13 protein-coding genes and 4 pseudogenes are annotated in these 14,528 nt (G+C 60.5%); 6 read left to right on the plus strand and 11 right to left on the minus strand.

Annotated elements, in window-relative coordinates:
• Positions 1-89: 89 nt before the first annotated feature.
• Positions 90-1,721, plus strand: a complete 1,632-nt coding sequence (locus tag DM806_RS18530) for a Na+/H+ antiporter (protein WP_179044645.1) — start codon at positions 90-92, stop codon at positions 1,719-1,721.
• 13 nt (positions 1,722-1,734) lie between these two features.
• Here the strand turns inward: DM806_RS18530 and DM806_RS18535 are convergent, their stop codons facing one another.
• From DM806_RS18535 to DM806_RS18550, 4 genes are all read right to left on the minus strand, one after another.
• Positions 1,735-2,961, minus strand: coding sequence for a dicarboxylate/amino acid:cation symporter (locus DM806_RS18535; protein ID WP_179044646.1), 1,227 nt, complete (start codon positions 2,959-2,961; stop codon positions 1,735-1,737).
• A 7-nt stretch (positions 2,962-2,968) separates the two neighbouring features.
• Complete coding sequence (dgcA, locus tag DM806_RS18540) at positions 2,969-3,961, minus strand: N-acetyl-D-Glu racemase DgcA (protein ID WP_179044647.1); 993 nt, start codon at positions 3,959-3,961, stop codon at positions 2,969-2,971.
• A gap of 5 nt (positions 3,962-3,966) precedes the next feature.
• Complete coding sequence (gene dgcN, locus DM806_RS18545) at positions 3,967-5,004, minus strand: N-acetyltransferase DgcN (RefSeq protein WP_179044648.1); 1,038 nt, start codon at positions 5,002-5,004, stop codon at positions 3,967-3,969.
• Between the two features lie 93 nt (positions 5,005-5,097).
• Entirely contained in the window at positions 5,098-5,982 is an 885-nt protein-coding gene (locus tag DM806_RS18550; protein ID WP_179044649.1) for a LysR family transcriptional regulator, read from the minus strand.
• A 165-nt stretch (positions 5,983-6,147) separates the two neighbouring features.
• On the opposite strand from DM806_RS18550, the gene DM806_RS18555 reads away from it, so the two are divergent.
• The 3 genes from DM806_RS18555 (at position 6,148) to DM806_RS18565 (ending at position 9,523) form a co-directional block, all read left to right on the plus strand.
• Complete coding sequence (locus DM806_RS18555; RefSeq protein WP_179044650.1) at positions 6,148-7,776, plus strand: N-acyl-D-amino-acid deacylase family protein; 1,629 nt, start codon at positions 6,148-6,150, stop codon at positions 7,774-7,776.
• Positions 7,777-8,228: 452 nt separating this feature from the next.
• Positions 8,229-8,387, plus strand: coding sequence for a hypothetical protein (locus DM806_RS18560; protein WP_218647566.1), 159 nt, complete (start codon positions 8,229-8,231; stop codon positions 8,385-8,387).
• 194 nt (positions 8,388-8,581) lie between these two features.
• Positions 8,582-9,523 (plus strand): tyrosine-type recombinase/integrase, encoded by a 942-nt coding sequence (locus DM806_RS18565; RefSeq protein WP_179044651.1) that lies wholly within the window; start codon positions 8,582-8,584, stop codon positions 9,521-9,523.
• Positions 9,524-9,844: 321 nt separating this feature from the next.
• Here DM806_RS18565 and DM806_RS18570 read toward each other — a convergent pair whose 3' ends face one another.
• Complete coding sequence (locus tag DM806_RS18570; RefSeq protein WP_218647567.1) at positions 9,845-10,051, minus strand: helix-turn-helix transcriptional regulator; 207 nt, start codon at positions 10,049-10,051, stop codon at positions 9,845-9,847.
• A 133-nt stretch (positions 10,052-10,184) separates the two neighbouring features.
• Positions 10,185-10,391: pseudogene (locus tag DM806_RS18575) on the minus strand (integrase core domain-containing protein); the annotation flags it as partial.
• Positions 10,392-10,450: 59 nt separating this feature from the next.
• On the opposite strand from DM806_RS18575, the pseudogene DM806_RS18580 reads away from it, so the two are divergent.
• Positions 10,451-10,825: pseudogene (locus DM806_RS18580) on the plus strand (IS481 family transposase); the annotation flags it as partial.
• A 59-nt stretch (positions 10,826-10,884) separates the two neighbouring features.
• Here DM806_RS18580 and DM806_RS27850 read toward each other — a convergent pair.
• From DM806_RS27850 to DM806_RS18600, 4 genes and pseudogenes are all read right to left on the minus strand, one after another.
• Positions 10,885-11,073 (minus strand): IS3 family transposase, encoded by a 189-nt coding sequence (locus DM806_RS27850; RefSeq protein WP_179044652.1) that lies wholly within the window; start codon positions 11,071-11,073, stop codon positions 10,885-10,887.
• A gap of 19 nt (positions 11,074-11,092) precedes the next feature.
• Positions 11,093-11,734: an IS3 family transposase gene (locus tag DM806_RS18590; RefSeq protein WP_179044659.1), complete on the minus strand. Its 642-nt coding sequence runs from the start codon at positions 11,732-11,734 to the stop codon at positions 11,093-11,095.
• Positions 11,683-12,030 carry a transposase gene (locus tag DM806_RS18595; RefSeq protein WP_179044653.1) on the minus strand — a complete coding sequence of 116 codons (348 nt, stop codon included), beginning with the start codon at positions 12,028-12,030 and terminating at the stop codon, positions 11,683-11,685. Before DM806_RS18595 ends, DM806_RS18590 begins: the two co-directional genes overlap by 52 nt.
• Positions 12,031-12,136: 106 nt before the next feature.
• Positions 12,137-12,682, minus strand: a pseudogene (locus tag DM806_RS18600) (IS110 family transposase); the annotation flags it as partial.
• Between the two features lie 152 nt (positions 12,683-12,834).
• On the opposite strand from DM806_RS18600, the pseudogene DM806_RS27855 reads away from it, so the two are divergent.
• Positions 12,835-13,101, plus strand: a pseudogene (locus DM806_RS27855) (integrase core domain-containing protein); the annotation flags it as partial.
• A 322-nt stretch (positions 13,102-13,423) separates the two neighbouring features.
• On the opposite strand, the gene DM806_RS18610 reads toward DM806_RS27855, so the two are convergent.
• Complete coding sequence (locus DM806_RS18610) at positions 13,424-14,449, minus strand: IS110 family transposase (protein WP_179044561.1); 1,026 nt, start codon at positions 14,447-14,449, stop codon at positions 13,424-13,426.
• Between the last annotated feature and the right edge of the window lie 79 nt (positions 14,450-14,528).

Here is a 14,528-nt window from a genome sequence, read left to right on the forward strand (position 1 = left end):
AAAAATCGCGGTCATTTTTCAACGGGGTTGCCTTCATCGTCCGGACTTCCCAAAGGTAAGGCCGTCATCAACTTTGTCGGAGCGGACTTTTGGAATCAGTCTCGATCGTACTTTTCCTGTTATTGGCTGTCGTCGTCAGCGGCGCCGTGTCCCGCATGCTGCCGGTGTCGATCCCGACCCCGCTGGTGCAGATCCTGCTGGGCGGCGTCATCGGACTGTCGACATCCTATCGCGTCGAGCTTGATCCCGAACTGTTCCTGTTCCTGTTCCTGCCGCCATTGCTCTTCCTCGACGGTTGGCGCATTCCCAAGGATGAACTGCTGAAGGACGTGTCGACCGTCGTCGAACTGGCCCTGGGACTGGTGCTGATGACCGTGATCGGCATGGGGTTGTTCATCCACTGGATGATCCCGGCCATGCCGCTGGCCGTCGCCTTCGCGCTGGCGGCGGTGGTATCGCCGACCGATCCGATCGCGGTATCCGCCATCGCCGCGCGCGTGCCGATCCCCAAGCGGATGATGCACATTCTCGAAGGAGAATCGCTGCTGAACGATGCGTCGGGCCTGGTTTGCCTGCGTTTCGCTGTCGCCGCCGCGCTGACCGGGACTTTCTCCGCCGGGGCGGCCACGCTCAATTTCCTGTGGGTCGCGGGTGGGGGGCTTGCCATCGGCGTCGCCGTGACGCTGGTCGTGACGCGCGCCAAGGCTTGGGTCACGAAGCGCTGGGGGGAGGATAGCGGTTCGCAGATCCTCGTCAGCCTGCTCATCCCCTTCGGTTCCTATCTGGTGGCGGAGCATGTCCATGCGTCGGGTATCCTCGCGGCGGTAAGCGCGGGCGTGACCATGACCTTCGCCGAAATCTCCCGTCAGGCGATGGCGGTGACGCGAATGCGCCGCAATTCGGTGTGGGATACGATTCAGTTTTCGCTGAACGGCATTATTTTCGTGCTGCTGGGCGAGCAATTGCCGGCGATCCTGGCGGGCGCCAAGCAGACCGTCGCCGTCACCGGGCATAGCCAGCCCTGGTGGCTCGCCATCTATATTGTTGCGATCGTCGCGGGTCTTGCGGCGCTGCGCTTCCTGTGGGTTTGGGCGTCGCTGAAGCTGACCATCCTGCGCAGGCGGCAGAAGGATGTGCCGATCCACAGCACCGACTGGCGGCTGATCGCGGCCATGTCCTTCGCCGGCGTGCGCGGTGCGATCACCCTGGCCGGTGTGCTTACCATCCCGTTGGTGCTGAATGATGGCACGCCTTTTCCGGCGCGTGATCTGGCGATCTTTCTGGCGGCTGGCGTCATCATCGCCTCGCTGGTTCTGGCCAGCATCGCTTTGCCGGTCCTGCTCAAGGGGCTGACCATGCCGCCCGAACCGTCGAAGCAGGCGGAGGAGGATCAGGCGCGGATCGCCACTGCGGAGGCCGCAATCCAGGCGATCGAGCGGCACCAGCATGCGCTGGCCGAAGATCGGGGCGATGCCGATCTTTACGCGACCACGGGTGCGCGCGCGATGGATTTCTATCGCGAGCGCATTGAGGGGCTGAGCGAGGGGCAGGCGGTGCAGATGCGTTTGCAGGACAGGCTCTTCAGCGAGTTCCGTCTGATTGGCGTGAAGGCTGAACGCGCGGCGATCGCCCAACTCGTCCGGGGGCGCCGGATCGGCAGCGAAACCGCGCGCAAGATGACCCGCGAACTCGACCTGGCAGAAGCCCGGCATCAGGGATGATGCCGGGGGCGGGTTAAGCCTCGATCGCTCGCTCCTGCCGCGCGACGACGGCCGTGACGGTGAGGTTTGCGCTGGCGCTTGCGACCGTGCGGGTCATGTCGAGCAGCCGGTCGAAGGGCAGGACGAAGCCCACGACCAGCGCCGTCTGTTCCGGCGAGACACCCACGGCCGAGAGTACGGCGGCCAGCATGAAGAGCGAGGCAGACGGGATCGGTGCCGTGCCAAAGGCAGCGAGCGATCCGGTCAGCAGCATGATCGCCAGCATCGTTGGATCGGGATGCACGCCCAGCGCCTGAAGGCTGAATATGCTGAGGAGGCCAACATACATGGCGGTCCCGTCCTTGCCGATGCTGGCGCCGATCGGCAGCACGGTGGAGGCGACGGCCGGTTCGATCCGCAACTCCTCCAGCGCAATGCGCAGCGCGACCGGCAGGGTCGCCGCCGAGGAAGCGGTGGAGAAGGCGACCAGCAGCGGGTCGATCGCCGCGCGGAAGAAACGGCGGACCGAGAGGCGTGCGACCAATTTGATGAGCGGCAGATGGACGATCAGCATCTGCGCAACCACGCCCAGCAGCACGCAGAGCGCCAGCCAGCCGATATTGGTGAAGACCGCGACGCCATTGTCCGCGACTGCCTTGGCGATCAGCGCGAGCACGCCGAAGGGCGTGATTTCCATGACGATGCGGACGAGATGGAACAGCACGCGGCTGGCCGATTGCAGCATGGCCGCCATCGGTCGGCCTTCCTCCCCGGCGAGGATGACGCCGAAGCCGAACAGCATGGCGAAGAAGATGATCGCCAGCATGTCGCCTTCGGCGAGCGACTGGACGATGTTGACCGGGACGATGCCGATCAGCTGGTCGTGCAGTGACTTGGCCTCGCCCAGCGCATGCGGCACCGCTTTGCCGAGCGCCGCGCCGGTGCCGGGGCCGACCAGCAAGCCGAGCGCCATGCCGACCGAAACGGCACAGGCGGTGGTGAAGGCGAAGAGGAGGACGGTGCGCCCGCCGACCGACCCCAGCCGGCGCGGATCGGCCAGCGCCGTCACGCCCGAGGCGATCGACACGAAGACGATCGGGACGACCAGCATGCGGATCAGCCGGACGAACAATTCGCCGACAAAGGCGATCCAGGGCGCTGCGGCGGGCCAGAAGAGGCCGAGCGCGACGCCGAGGACCAGCCCGGCCAGGACGCGCTGCCATAATGGGATGGCGAACCAGCGACGAGCGAGCGCTGTCATCGGAGGGCTACAGTCCGCCCCAGAAGCCCGGCTGCGGCGGCAGCAGGTGGCCGCGATCGCCGGTCACGCCGCCCTCGCGATCGGCTGAAAGCCAGAGCGGCCCGTCGAGATCGACGAAGGCGCTGCCCGCCGCGATCGCCCAGGCGGGCGCGATCGAGAGGGAGGAGCAGATCATGCAGCCGGTCATGACGCCAAGGCCACGCGCACGGGCGGCTTCGGCAAGGTCGAGCGCGGCGGTGAGGCCGCCCGCCTTGTCGAGCTTGATATTCACCACGCCATAGCCGTCCGGCAGGCTGTCGAGGTCGGCGGCGACATGGACAGATTCGTCGGCGGCGATCAGGATCGAGGATTTGAAGCCATTGAGGTCGCCATCCTCATGCGCGGGCAGCGGCTGTTCCAGCAGGTCGATGCGCAATTCCTGCATCAGACGCTGAAGGTCGCTGACCTCCGCGATCGTCCAGCTCTCATTGGGATCGACGATCATGCGCGGCCTTGGCGCGGCGGTGCGGACGGCGCGGAGCTGGGCGGCGGGATCGTTGCGGTCGACCTTCACCTTGATGAGGGGCACGTCGGCCAGCGCGGCGGCGGCCAGTCCCATGGCGTCGGGCGTGTCGAGGCCGACGGTCATGGCGGTGGCGATCGGACGCAGCGGCTTTTCGAGGCCGAGGGCAGTCGCGATATCGCTGCCCGCCAGCTTGAGTTCCAGATCCCAGAGCGCGCAGTCGACCGCATTGCGCGCCGCGCCCGCCGGCAGGATTTCGAGCAGGCCGCGACGGTCGATGCCGTTTTCCAGCGCCGCCCGCACCGCTTCGATCTCGGCGATGCTGGTATCGAGGCTCTCGCCATAGCGCGGGTAGGGGACGCATTCGCCCCGACCGACGACGCCACTTTCAGAAATAGTGACGGTGACGACCTCCGCAGCGGTTTTGACGCCGCGCGAGATGCGGAAGGGCGTGGCGAGAGGGAAAGTCTCCCCCAGGGCGGTCAGCGTGCGGCGCATGGGATTCAGGCATTCTCCGTGACGGGTGCGGCTGTCGCGGCTTCGCTTTCCAGCAGCCGGTCGAGGATCGCCTCCACACCCATGCGATAGGGATCGGAACAGGGCAAGCCGAACTCTTCGGCCGTGCGGGCGCACAGCGCAATGGCGTCCTCTTCACTCATGGCCGAGGTGTTGAGCGCAATGCCGACGACGCGGACGTTCGGATTGGTGAGCCGCGCGGTGCGCAGGTTCGCTTCCAGACATTCGGCCAGGCCCGGCGGGGTGTAGTGCGGCAGGCCGCGCATGCTCTGGCGCATCGGGTCATGGCAGAGGACCAGCGCGTCGGGCTGCGCGCCGTGGAGCAGGCCCGTCGACACGCCCGCGAAAGAAGGGTGGAAGAGCGAACCCTGCCCTTCGATCAGATCCCAGCCGCCATCATGGCGATCGGGCGAAATCTGCTCGATCGCGCCGGAGATGAAGTCCGCCACCACCGCGTCGAGCGGCACGCCGTCGCCCGCGATCAATATGCCGGTCTGGCCGGTGGCGCGGAAATCGGCGGGCACGCCACGCGCCGCGAGCGCACGGGCAAGACAGAGCGTTGTATACATCTTGCCCACCGAACAGTCGGTGCCGACGGTGAGAAGGCGCTGGCCCAGACGCTTCTTGCCATTGCCGACCGGAATGTCGGGGCGTGGATCGCGGACATCGTGGAGCGAGCGACCGAGGCGCGCGGCAGCTTCGACCAGACGCGGTTCGTCCTTCAGCCGTTGATGCAGGCCCGATGCGATGTCGAGGCCGGCTTCCATCGCCGCGAGGGCATCGCGCACCAGATCCTCGCCCAGCTTGCCACCGGCGTTGGCGATGCCCAGCACCAGCGTTCGGGCGCCGGCTGCATGAGCGGCGGCGAAGTCCATGCGGGGCAAGTTCAGGGTCAGGCCGCAATCGTCGTGGCGAAACTCGCCCACACAAATGTCCGGGCGGAATACCGCAAGGCCACGAGACGTCTTGATGCCGATCTCATCATTGCTGTGGCCGAGATAGAGGAGATAGGGCGTGGCGATCATGGCGTTTCCGAACCTGTGCTGATGGGGTGTCCGCTTTATCGCGCCGAACGGATCAGCCCCAATAGCAAGGCCCACATAGGCTATAGCCTGACGCTATAGGCTCTCGATCACCTCCGACAGGAGGTCGAGAAATTCGGATGCGGTCTTCGACGGCGGCCGGTTCTGGAGATAGACGGCGTTGATGTCGAAAGTGATGGCAGGCTGGAGCGGCCGGCTCGACAGACCCTGAGTTGTGGAGGCGTGGGCGGTGAAATTGTCGACGATCGCCATGCCTACTCCCGCGCGAACCAGGGCGGCGGCAATATAATAGGTGCGGGCCGAGACGACCTCGTCCAGTTCGACGTCGAGGCGGTTGAGTTCGCTGGAGAGGACGCGGCCGATCGGCCCGCTCTGGATCGGGCTGATACACTTGTGGTCGCGCAGTTCTTCCAGATGGAGGCGGCTGGGCGCGTCGGGCATATCCTCCTCACGGTAGAGGACGACCAGTTCGCCCTCGCCGATTACCTGATGAGCGACGGGGGCGGACAGGGGTACTTCGAAGCTGATCGCGATGTCGGTTTCGCGCTCGTAAAGTTTGCGCACCATTTCATCATGATGCAGCGTTTGGAGGTCGAACATGATGTCTTCATGCCCGCGCAGGAAGCGGGCGACCGCGTCGGGAATGGCGCCAAGGCCAAGCGACGGCAACGCGGAGACGCGGAGCAGCGCGCCGCGTCCGTGGCGCATATTCTGCGCCGCCTGACGCAGCGAGCGGACCCGATCCTGAATGTCGGAGACTTCAGCAAAGAGGGTGCGCGCGTCCTGGGTCGGGATCAGCCGGCCCTTGGCCCGCTCGAACAGGGGCAGGCCGATCGAGCGTTCGGCATGGCGCAGCACCTTGGTCACGGCAGGCTGCGACACGTTGAGCGCGCGGGCGGCGGCGCTGACCGTGCCATGCAGATAGACGGCGTGGAAAATTTCGATCTGGCGCAGGTTCATAGGCGTTATCCCCTCTGGCTGCGGCCCGTCCTTGGGATCAACGACAGCGGCGCGTCGAACCGCTATGACATCCGGTTATAGGCCGTGCAACAGGCCGCACTGGACGGCTGCGACATATCGGGGCCATGTTGCCGGTAAGGCTCAGCTTTCAAGGACCAAATGCCCATGCCGTCTTCCTCCGCTTCGCGTCGTGTTCGGTCCCTGCTGCTGGCGGGCGGCCTTGTTGCCATAGCGGCGATCGGGAAGGCGGCGCCGGCGGAGAAGGCGGATGTCCTGATCAAGGGGGGGGCAATCTATGATGGCGGGACGGGGCAGCCCTATGTGGGCGACGTCGCGCTGAAGGGGGACCGGATCGTCTATGTCGGCCGACCGAAGAATGTTGAGGCGAAGCAGGTGATCGAGGCCAAGGGGATGATCGTTGCGCCGGGCTTCATCGACGCCCATACCCATGCCGACAGCTTCATTCGTTCGCCTGACAAGGCGATCCGGGTCAATGCCGCCTGGCTGGATCAGGGGGTCAGTACCGTCATGATCGGCGTCGATGGCTATGGCACGCCCGATGTCGGCGCGGATGCGGCCAGGCTCCAGGCATCAGGGATCGGCACCAATATCGTACCCCTTATCGGCTTCGGGGCGGTGCGCGAGCGGGTGCTGGGCAAGGATGCGCGGGAACCCAAGGCGCAGGAATTGGGCGCGATGCGGGCTTTGGTGGCCAAGGGCATGTGCGAGGGGGCGACCGGTTTTTCGGCCGGACTGTTCTATCCGCCGCAGAGCTTCGCCAAGACCGAGGAGGTGGTCGTTGTCGCGCGCGAGGCGGCAATGCGGGATGGCATCTACGACACCCACCAGAGGGACGAGTCCAGCTATAATATCGGTCTGCTGGGATCGGTGAAGGAAGCGATCGCAATCGGCAAGGATTCGGGCATGCCGGTGCATTTCGCGCATCTCAAGGCGCTGGGCGTCGATGTGCAGGGGCAGGCGCCCGCCGTCATTGCGGAGATCGAGGCAGCCCGAAAGGCGGGGCAGGATGTGACCGCCGACCAATATCCCTGGCTGGCGTCGGGATCGAGCCTGGACGCGTCGCTCCTGCCCGGATGGGCGGTGGACGGCGGCGGTGGTGCGCTGGTCAAGCGGCTGGACGATCCGGCGCAACTGGCGAAGATCCGCGACGAGATGCAGAACAATATGCGCCGGCGCGGCGGGGCGAAGGCGCTGCTGCTGATCGCGCAGGATTTTCCCTGGACCGGCAAGACGCTGGAGCAGGTGGCGACCGAGTGGAAGCTCGATCCGCGCGATGCGGCGCTGCGCATCATCCGCCAGAGTATCGAAACGAAGGTGCCGGGCAAGAAGGGCAAGGGCACGGCGGTCGCGTCCTTCAACATGGCGCAGGCCGATGTCGACCTGATCATGAAGCAGCCATGGGTCGTGACGTCGTCGGATGGGTCGGACGGTCATCCGCGCATGTTCGCGACCTTTCCGGAAAAATATGTCCAATATGTGCGCGATCGGAAGGTTATCAGCCTTCAGACCTTCGTGCGCCAGTCGACGGGGCTGACGGCGGACATCTACAAGCTGGACCATCGCGGCTATCTGAAGCCCGGCTATTATGCCGATGTGGTGGTGATCGATCCGGCCAAATATGCGCCGCGCGCCGACTATGTCCATCCGCGCGAGTTGAGCGTGGGCGTGGCGAAGCTGTACGTGAACGGGGCGCTGGCGGTGAGCGACAGCCGGACGACAGGGGCGACGGCCGGGCGGGCGCTGCTGCGGCCCAAGCCGAACAACTGTTCCTGAACGGCGAAATAGGAGATGGCGGGCTTAACTTCGCACATTTCCTGCTGGTTGTGGAATTATCAGTTAGTATCTGGTAATTTTATTACAAGTTTTCCCATTGGGGCTGGCGGCGTGACAAGGCCGGCGGCCTCTTTTTACATCAGACCGTGCCAATAGGACAGCGACACAATTTTCCTATTGGATTTCCAGCATTTCGCTGCCTTATCCAACATTAACTCCGATTTCCGGTATTTTCATACCCCGTTCGCAACGATTATGTGCGAGAAGAATCGAGCGATATTCATAAAAATAACGGTTGGGGGAGCGTGAAAAGGCGATTCGTCTATTCATGACGATTTATGAGAATTTAGGAGGCAATCATGCATGTTCGCCGACTAACACTATCGCTTATTTGCTTTTCTCTCTCCATCTTGCCGATTTCCGCGTCCGCAGCGGAAAAGAAACTGCCGGCTTTGGGTGCCGACCCTGCGCGGATTTCCATTTCCGGCCTGTCGTCCGCCGCCTTCATGGCGGTGCAATATGACGTCGCCTTTTCCGCCAGCACCATCGGCGTCGGGGTGGTGGCCGGCGGTCCCTATAATTGTGTTTATGTGAATGTCGGTGGCATCTGATCTTCTTGGATCATACCGTTTAAAGAAGGCTCAGATGACGTCTAAAAAGTGTTTTATTTCAATATATTGATTTGATAATTCGTTCTTGGAAAAGCTCTGATCGTCGGATGCGGTTTCGAGGGCATTTGTTGACAAAATGTTGAGCAAACGGGCTATTCAAATCTGCACATCTCCTCAGCTGATGAGGATGAGCAATGTTGAGTAACGAGATTATCGTTCGGCTGGCTGGTCGGGGGCGTAATGTCCGACGCTCGGACGGAGGCGGGCTTTTCGTTAACGTCACCTCTGGTGGGAAGGTGACTTGGTATCTGTCATATCGCCACAAAGGTAAGCAAAAAACGGTATCGGGGGGTAGTTACCCCGAAATAAGTGTCGATATGGCTCGAGTGTGGCGAGAAGAACTAAAAAGAAAGATTAAGCAAGGCCTCGATCCCTCTGCCTTCAATGCCTTATTAAAAACGCAGGACTATGTCTTTACTACCTTCGAAGAGTTGGCTCGGGAATGGATGGAAAAGAAAAGTTACGACTGGGATAGGCGGGTTTATAGCAGAATAGAAGTTGTGCTTAAAAATAGTGTTTTTCCATATATAGGTAATATCAGCGTTAGAGATATTGGGTCGAATGAGGTGTTAGATGTGCTTAAGCGCGTCGAGCAACGTGGAAATCAAGTGCTCCCTCTTGTGATTAGAGGATATATTAATGGTATTTTCAGGACCGGAATGCCAGACGGAAGGGTGCTTGCAAATCCGTGTGTCGATCTGGATGTAGCGATGCGTAAGCGTCTTCGCGTGAAGAATTTCTCAGCTTTGCCCGCAAAGGACTTCCCTGCTTTCTATGCGGCTTTGAATGCTGACAGCGGCGCGCGACTTGTACATCTTGCTCTCAGGTGGACCATACTGACAATGGTTCGATCAAACGAGACTCGATATGCGCGATGGGATGAATTTGAAGGCTTAAGTGGGCCGGATCCAATTTGGCGAATTCCAGGAAATCGTATGAAAGGAAGGAGGGAGCACATATTTCCTCTGCCTCCTCAAGCAATCAAATTGCTCCGCGAAATTAAATATTTAAACATCATTGGTACGTCCGTTCGAGAGGCTAGCGGGATATATTTATTTCCGACTTCAAGAAATTAGAGTCAAAGTTGTCTTGCAAAATTCAATGATATTTTTATTAAAAAGACTTAATATTGGAAATGCAACTGTCCATGGGTTTCGATCTGTGGCAAGTTCTGTTCTTAATGAAGTTGGATTGTTTAATTCAGATTGGATAGAACTTCAATTAGAACATTGTGAAAAATGGGTAAGGTCAGTATACAACAAGGAAAGATATATATCGCAGCGTCGATCAATGCTTTATTGATGGTCGGACTATCTTGATAAAGCAGAGTATGATTCAGGAAAGTTCGAACACCTGTTCGACAAAGAGTCATTGAGAGTGCCGCCCACTGACTGGTTTCAATCCGATTGGTAATCGGCTGGAGACGTCATCCAGGAATTAATTTGTGATAGGCGCCAAGCAAACGCTCTGGCGCCTATCTTCACAGGTGAAGGAAATGCGCCGATCTGGACATCTCGATAGATTGCGGCCTTTGACTTGCCGGTTTTGCTGATCACCTCGCTGAGCCGAAGGAATTTTTCATTTACATCAATCGTACAAACCAACTCCTTAAGTCGGTCTGCCCGCAGCGCAGATCATGCCTCTGGTGCACAGCGAATTCAAGAGAGATCGAAGCAGCACAGCTAAGCAATGTTGATTACGGTATGGTCCGTGAAGTGCTCCCCAAAGTTCCTCCGCTCATAAGTAGAGTCCGGGTTTGTCATGGTGCCCATCTGGGCGGGGTTGCACAAGCCGCCTGGCAGCATCGGCGGGTGTCAGCCCGCCTATCCCGCTATGCGGACGCACATGGTTGTAATCATCGCGCCAGTTGCTCAGCACTGAGCGGGCATGGCTGAGCGACGCGAACAGCGTCTCGTTCAGGCATTCATCACGCAAGCGCCCATTAGGTGTTTAGTCCCGGCCTTTGATGGTGCATTGTTCAGCCAGGAACGGAAGGATGCACTATGGGCCAGATTCTTCACGGGAGCGCCCGCACGACAGCGGCAGTCCGTCGAGCGATACAACATAGTCAAGAGAGCTTGAGGGTTCTGGCCAAGCGCTACGGCATCAACCAGAAGACCGTCGCCAAATGGAAGAAGCGTACGGCAACCCAAGACCTGCCGACAGGCCCGAAGGATGTTCATTCGACGATATTGAGCATTGAGGATGAAGCGATCATCGTCGCCATTCGCAAGCATACGCTGCTGCCGCTGGACGACTGCCTCTATGCCTTGCAGGCCACGATCCCACACCTGACCCGCTCATCCCTGCATCGCTGCTTGCAACGGCACGGCATCAGCCGCCTACCCGAGGTGACGGGCGACAAGGAGCCCAAGCGTGTGAATAAGCCTGCAATGTTGACCCCGGTTTGGAGTGGGCCCCTGGGGTTGGACAGGTATCAGGCCGCGGATTTGACCATAGTTTTGGCGTGTAACTCCTCAAAGTGCACCGGGCTCAAATAGCCCAGAGCGGAATGCAGTCGGCGTTGATTGTAGACGCGGTCGATGAAGGGTGGAAGATGGGTGGCGACATCATCGAAAGTCTCGAACGCCATCGGATAGACCGCCTCGACCTTGAGCGTTTTCATGAAGCTTTCCGCCTTGGCGTTATCGTAAGGATTTCCCGCGCCGGCTCATCGATCCGCTAATGCCATTGGCTGCCAGTAGCGCACGGTAGGAAGCGGCTGCGTACTGGGATCCACGCTCCGAATGATGAATGAGGCCCGGTGAGGGCTGCCGACTTGCGATAGCAGTTTCAAGCGCGGCAATGGCGAGGCGGGCATCCATCGACCGACCGATGGCATAGCCAACCACTCGCCTTGACCATGCGTCGAGGATGATCGCCACATAAGCAAAGCCACTCGCGATCGCGACATAGGTCACGTCTGCAACCCAGAGCTGATCCGCACCTGTCAGAGCGACGTGCTTCGCCAGGTCCGGGAAGATCGGCAGATCGTGATCACTGTCAGTCGTTGTGACATATCTCCGCCGTCTCCGCGGCTGAAGGCTGTGTTCGCGCATCAAACGCTTGATGCGCTTATGATTTGCGCAGATGCCCTGGTACTGAAGGGCCGCCCGTACGCGCCGCCAGCCATAAGCCTCAAATTCATCGCAGATCGCCATGATTGCGGCCAACAGATGGGCTTCGTCAACCCGCTTCACCCGCCCATGATAATAGGTTGATCGTGCGATACCCATCAGTCTGCACCCCTGGGAGACGGAGATGCCAAGGGGCCGGTGATGACGGATGTAGTCCCGTTTCTCGTCCGCGGTGCGCTTTGCAGAGCCCCCTTTAGAAACTCCAGTTCGAGGGCCTGCTTGCCGACCAGGCGTTCCAGCGCGGCGATGCGGGCCTCATACTGCTGGATGAGATCAGCCGCTTGCGCGTCATCGTCGAACTCGCCCGCCTCATACTTCTCAATCCAGACCCTTATCAATTGGCGAGAAACGTCATGACGCTTGGCCAGCCCATGCAATGTTTCGCCGCCCAGATATTCCTGAACGACCTGACGTTTGAACTCCATGCTGTGAGAACGGTGTCGCATTGGCTTTTCTCCAAAAGCCAAACCCACGGTCAATCAATATGGTCCCACCTGTCCGACCCCCAGGGGCCCACTCCAATAAGGGGTGAATATCCCGCGCCGATTGACAGTCAGACCGGCTATTGCCGGCGAAACGCTCGATCTCCGGGAAATACAGCGGCAGGTAATGGGTCAGGATCCGATGCCAGGTCTGGGTCTTCGCCTTCGATATGGCTTCATGCGTCTTCGACATCTCCTGCAGATCGTTGATACCGGCTGCCAGCGGATCGACATAGCGCTGGGTCGCGCCGATCCTCAGCATGGGCAGGATCACTTGCGCGTCCTTGGAATCGTACTTGTCCCAGCCATTGTGCAGCGCTTCGCTCGTCTGGGCCAGGGCGACCGACGAGATTAGGCGCAACTCAAACCCGGCGGACAGCAATCGATACGCCAGCGTGCGGTGATAGTTGCCAGTCGCTTCGAATCCGACAATCACGGGCTTGCCAATGATGGTCAGATCGTCGGCCAGGCGATCATAATCCGCCTTCGTCGCCGTCACTGTCATGCGGCGCCGGCGGCCACCCTCCGGTCGTTCAAGCAGAACTTCCTGGCGGTGCTTGGACATATCGATGGCTACCAGCACGGCGTTGGCGGGAGTAGAACTGCGCTTCGTCATGATCGGTCAGTCTCCAAAGGGTTGAGTCGACAACTTCACTTTAGAGACCTGCTGGCCGGTCATGGCCGCCTTGATGAAGTCTGCGGGCGCTACGCGCCCTTGCCTCCATCAAGGCAATCCGGCCTCAAATAAGCCGGTTCCCAATGTGCTATGGCGCCGAATTTATCGCCAATGCCGTCCAGCAATGGCTGCGGCAGATCGGCGTGAAGACGCTCTACATCACGCCGGGGTCACCATGGGAGAATGGCTATAACGAAAGCTTCAACGGGTCGCTTCGCGACGAACTGCTCAATGGCGAGATCTTCTACAGCCTCGCCGAGGCCAGGGTGCTGATCGAAGCCTGGCGGCGGCATTACAACACCGTCTGCCCACATAGCAGCCTGGGATACCGACCACCGGCACCAGAAACGGCGACACCGCCATATCCGGACGGAGTTGGAGCGAAGCGGAGCCGGAGGCCGGATATGGCGGCGATGGGATTAATCCATCTGTGGACGCCCCGATTAACGCAAGTGGTATTTGGAGGTAGGCACGTAGTCGGATGCTGCCATCTGTCCGGCCTCTGATGCAGCGATGATGGCTGCGGGCCCGTATGGGAGTTCGCGGACCGGAACCACATCACTAACGCGTGCTGATGAAGCACGGTGGATTAACCTGGTTCTTCCGATCCCGTCTCGCCGACTGTTGTGCCATACCCTCCTTCGACCGACTACGTTCCGACGACCTCTGGCCCGCCTTGGCTTACGCCGTGGCTGCGACCGGAGCTTTGTAAACTTCATCCTTCGTCAGCAGCGCCCAGACGATCCGTGCCGTCTTGTTCGCCAGCGCAACCGTCACCAGCATGCGTGGCTTGCGCGCCAGCATCTGCTCGAGCCACGAGCCTTTCGCCGCCCCGCGCTTGCTCGCCTGTAGCACTACCGCGCTACTGCCAATAATCAGCAACCTTCGCAGCGTGCGCTCGCCCATTTTCGAGATAGATCCCAGCTTCTGTTTCCCACCAGTTGAGTGCTGACGAGGGGTGAGGCCGACCCAAGCGGCGAAGTCACGCCCCTTGGCGAATGTTTCTGACGGCGGCGCAAGCGCGGTGATCGCCGTTGCCGTGATCGGTCCGATTCCTGGGATCGTCATCAGGCGGCGCGCGACTGCATCCTCGCGAGAGCGCCGGACTATCTCTTTGTCGAGTAGCGCGATCTGCCGGTCAAGCGTTGCCAGAGTATCAAGCAACACCATACACACCGACCGCACCCCTTCGGGCACCGCTGACCGATCGGAGACCAGCGCCCTGAGCGCTTCCAGATGCGCCAAGCCCTTGGGTGCGATCCAACCATATTCTGTCATGTGCCCGCGCAGGGCATTGCCGATCTGGGTGCGCTGGCGGACCAGCAGATCACGCGCCCGGAACACCATCGCGGCTGCCTGCTGTTCCTCAGTTTTCACCGGCACGAACCGCATGCTCGGACGCTGTGCTGCCTCACAGATCGCCTCAGCATCAGCCACATCGTTCTTTTGGCGCTTCACAAAGGGCTTCACATACGCCGGAGCGATCAACCGCACATCATGACCGAGCTTGAGCAACTCGCGCGCCCAATGATGGGCTCCGCCGCACGCCTCCAACACAATTAGGCAACGTGGATGAGCGGAAAAGAAGGGCAACAACTTCGAACGCGTGATCTTCTTGCGCAAAATCGCATGGCCTGACGCATCTACCCCATGCGCCTGAAAAACATGCTTGGCGATATCCAACCCGATTATGCTAACTTCCGACATGGACGCCTCCCTAAAGTGGTGTTCAACACCTCCACTGTGGCACATCGATGCCGTCGGGGGGCGTCCACCCCATCACTAA

The organism is Sphingobium lactosutens, from assembly GCF_013393185.1.
GTDB lineage: Bacteria > Pseudomonadota > Alphaproteobacteria > Sphingomonadales > Sphingomonadaceae > Sphingobium > Sphingobium lactosutens_A.

Coding starts and splice junctions, on each gene's coding strand:
- DM806_RS18610 (WP_179044561.1), bottom strand. CDS start 14,449: ATGTCGGAAGTTAGCATAATCGGGTTGGATATCGCCAAGCATGTTTTT.
- DM806_RS27850 (WP_179044652.1), bottom strand. CDS start 11,073: ATGAAAACGCTCAAGGTCGAGGCGGTCTATCCGATGGCGTTCGAGACT.
- dgcA (WP_179044647.1), bottom strand. CDS start 3,961: ATGCGCCGCACGCTGACCGCCCTGGGGGAGACTTTCCCTCTCGCCACG.
- DM806_RS18555 (WP_179044650.1), top strand. CDS start 6,148: ATGCCGTCTTCCTCCGCTTCGCGTCGTGTTCGGTCCCTGCTGCTGGCG.
- DM806_RS18550 (WP_179044649.1), bottom strand. CDS start 5,982: ATGAACCTGCGCCAGATCGAAATTTTCCACGCCGTCTATCTGCATGGC.
- DM806_RS18595 (WP_179044653.1), bottom strand. CDS start 12,030: ATGCGACACCGTTCTCACAGCATGGAGTTCAAACGTCAGGTCGTTCAG.
- DM806_RS18565 (WP_179044651.1), top strand. CDS start 8,582: ATGTTGAGTAACGAGATTATCGTTCGGCTGGCTGGTCGGGGGCGTAAT.
- dgcN (WP_179044648.1), bottom strand. CDS start 5,004: ATGATCGCCACGCCCTATCTCCTCTATCTCGGCCACAGCAATGATGAG.
- DM806_RS18535 (WP_179044646.1), bottom strand. CDS start 2,961: ATGACAGCGCTCGCTCGTCGCTGGTTCGCCATCCCATTATGGCAGCGC.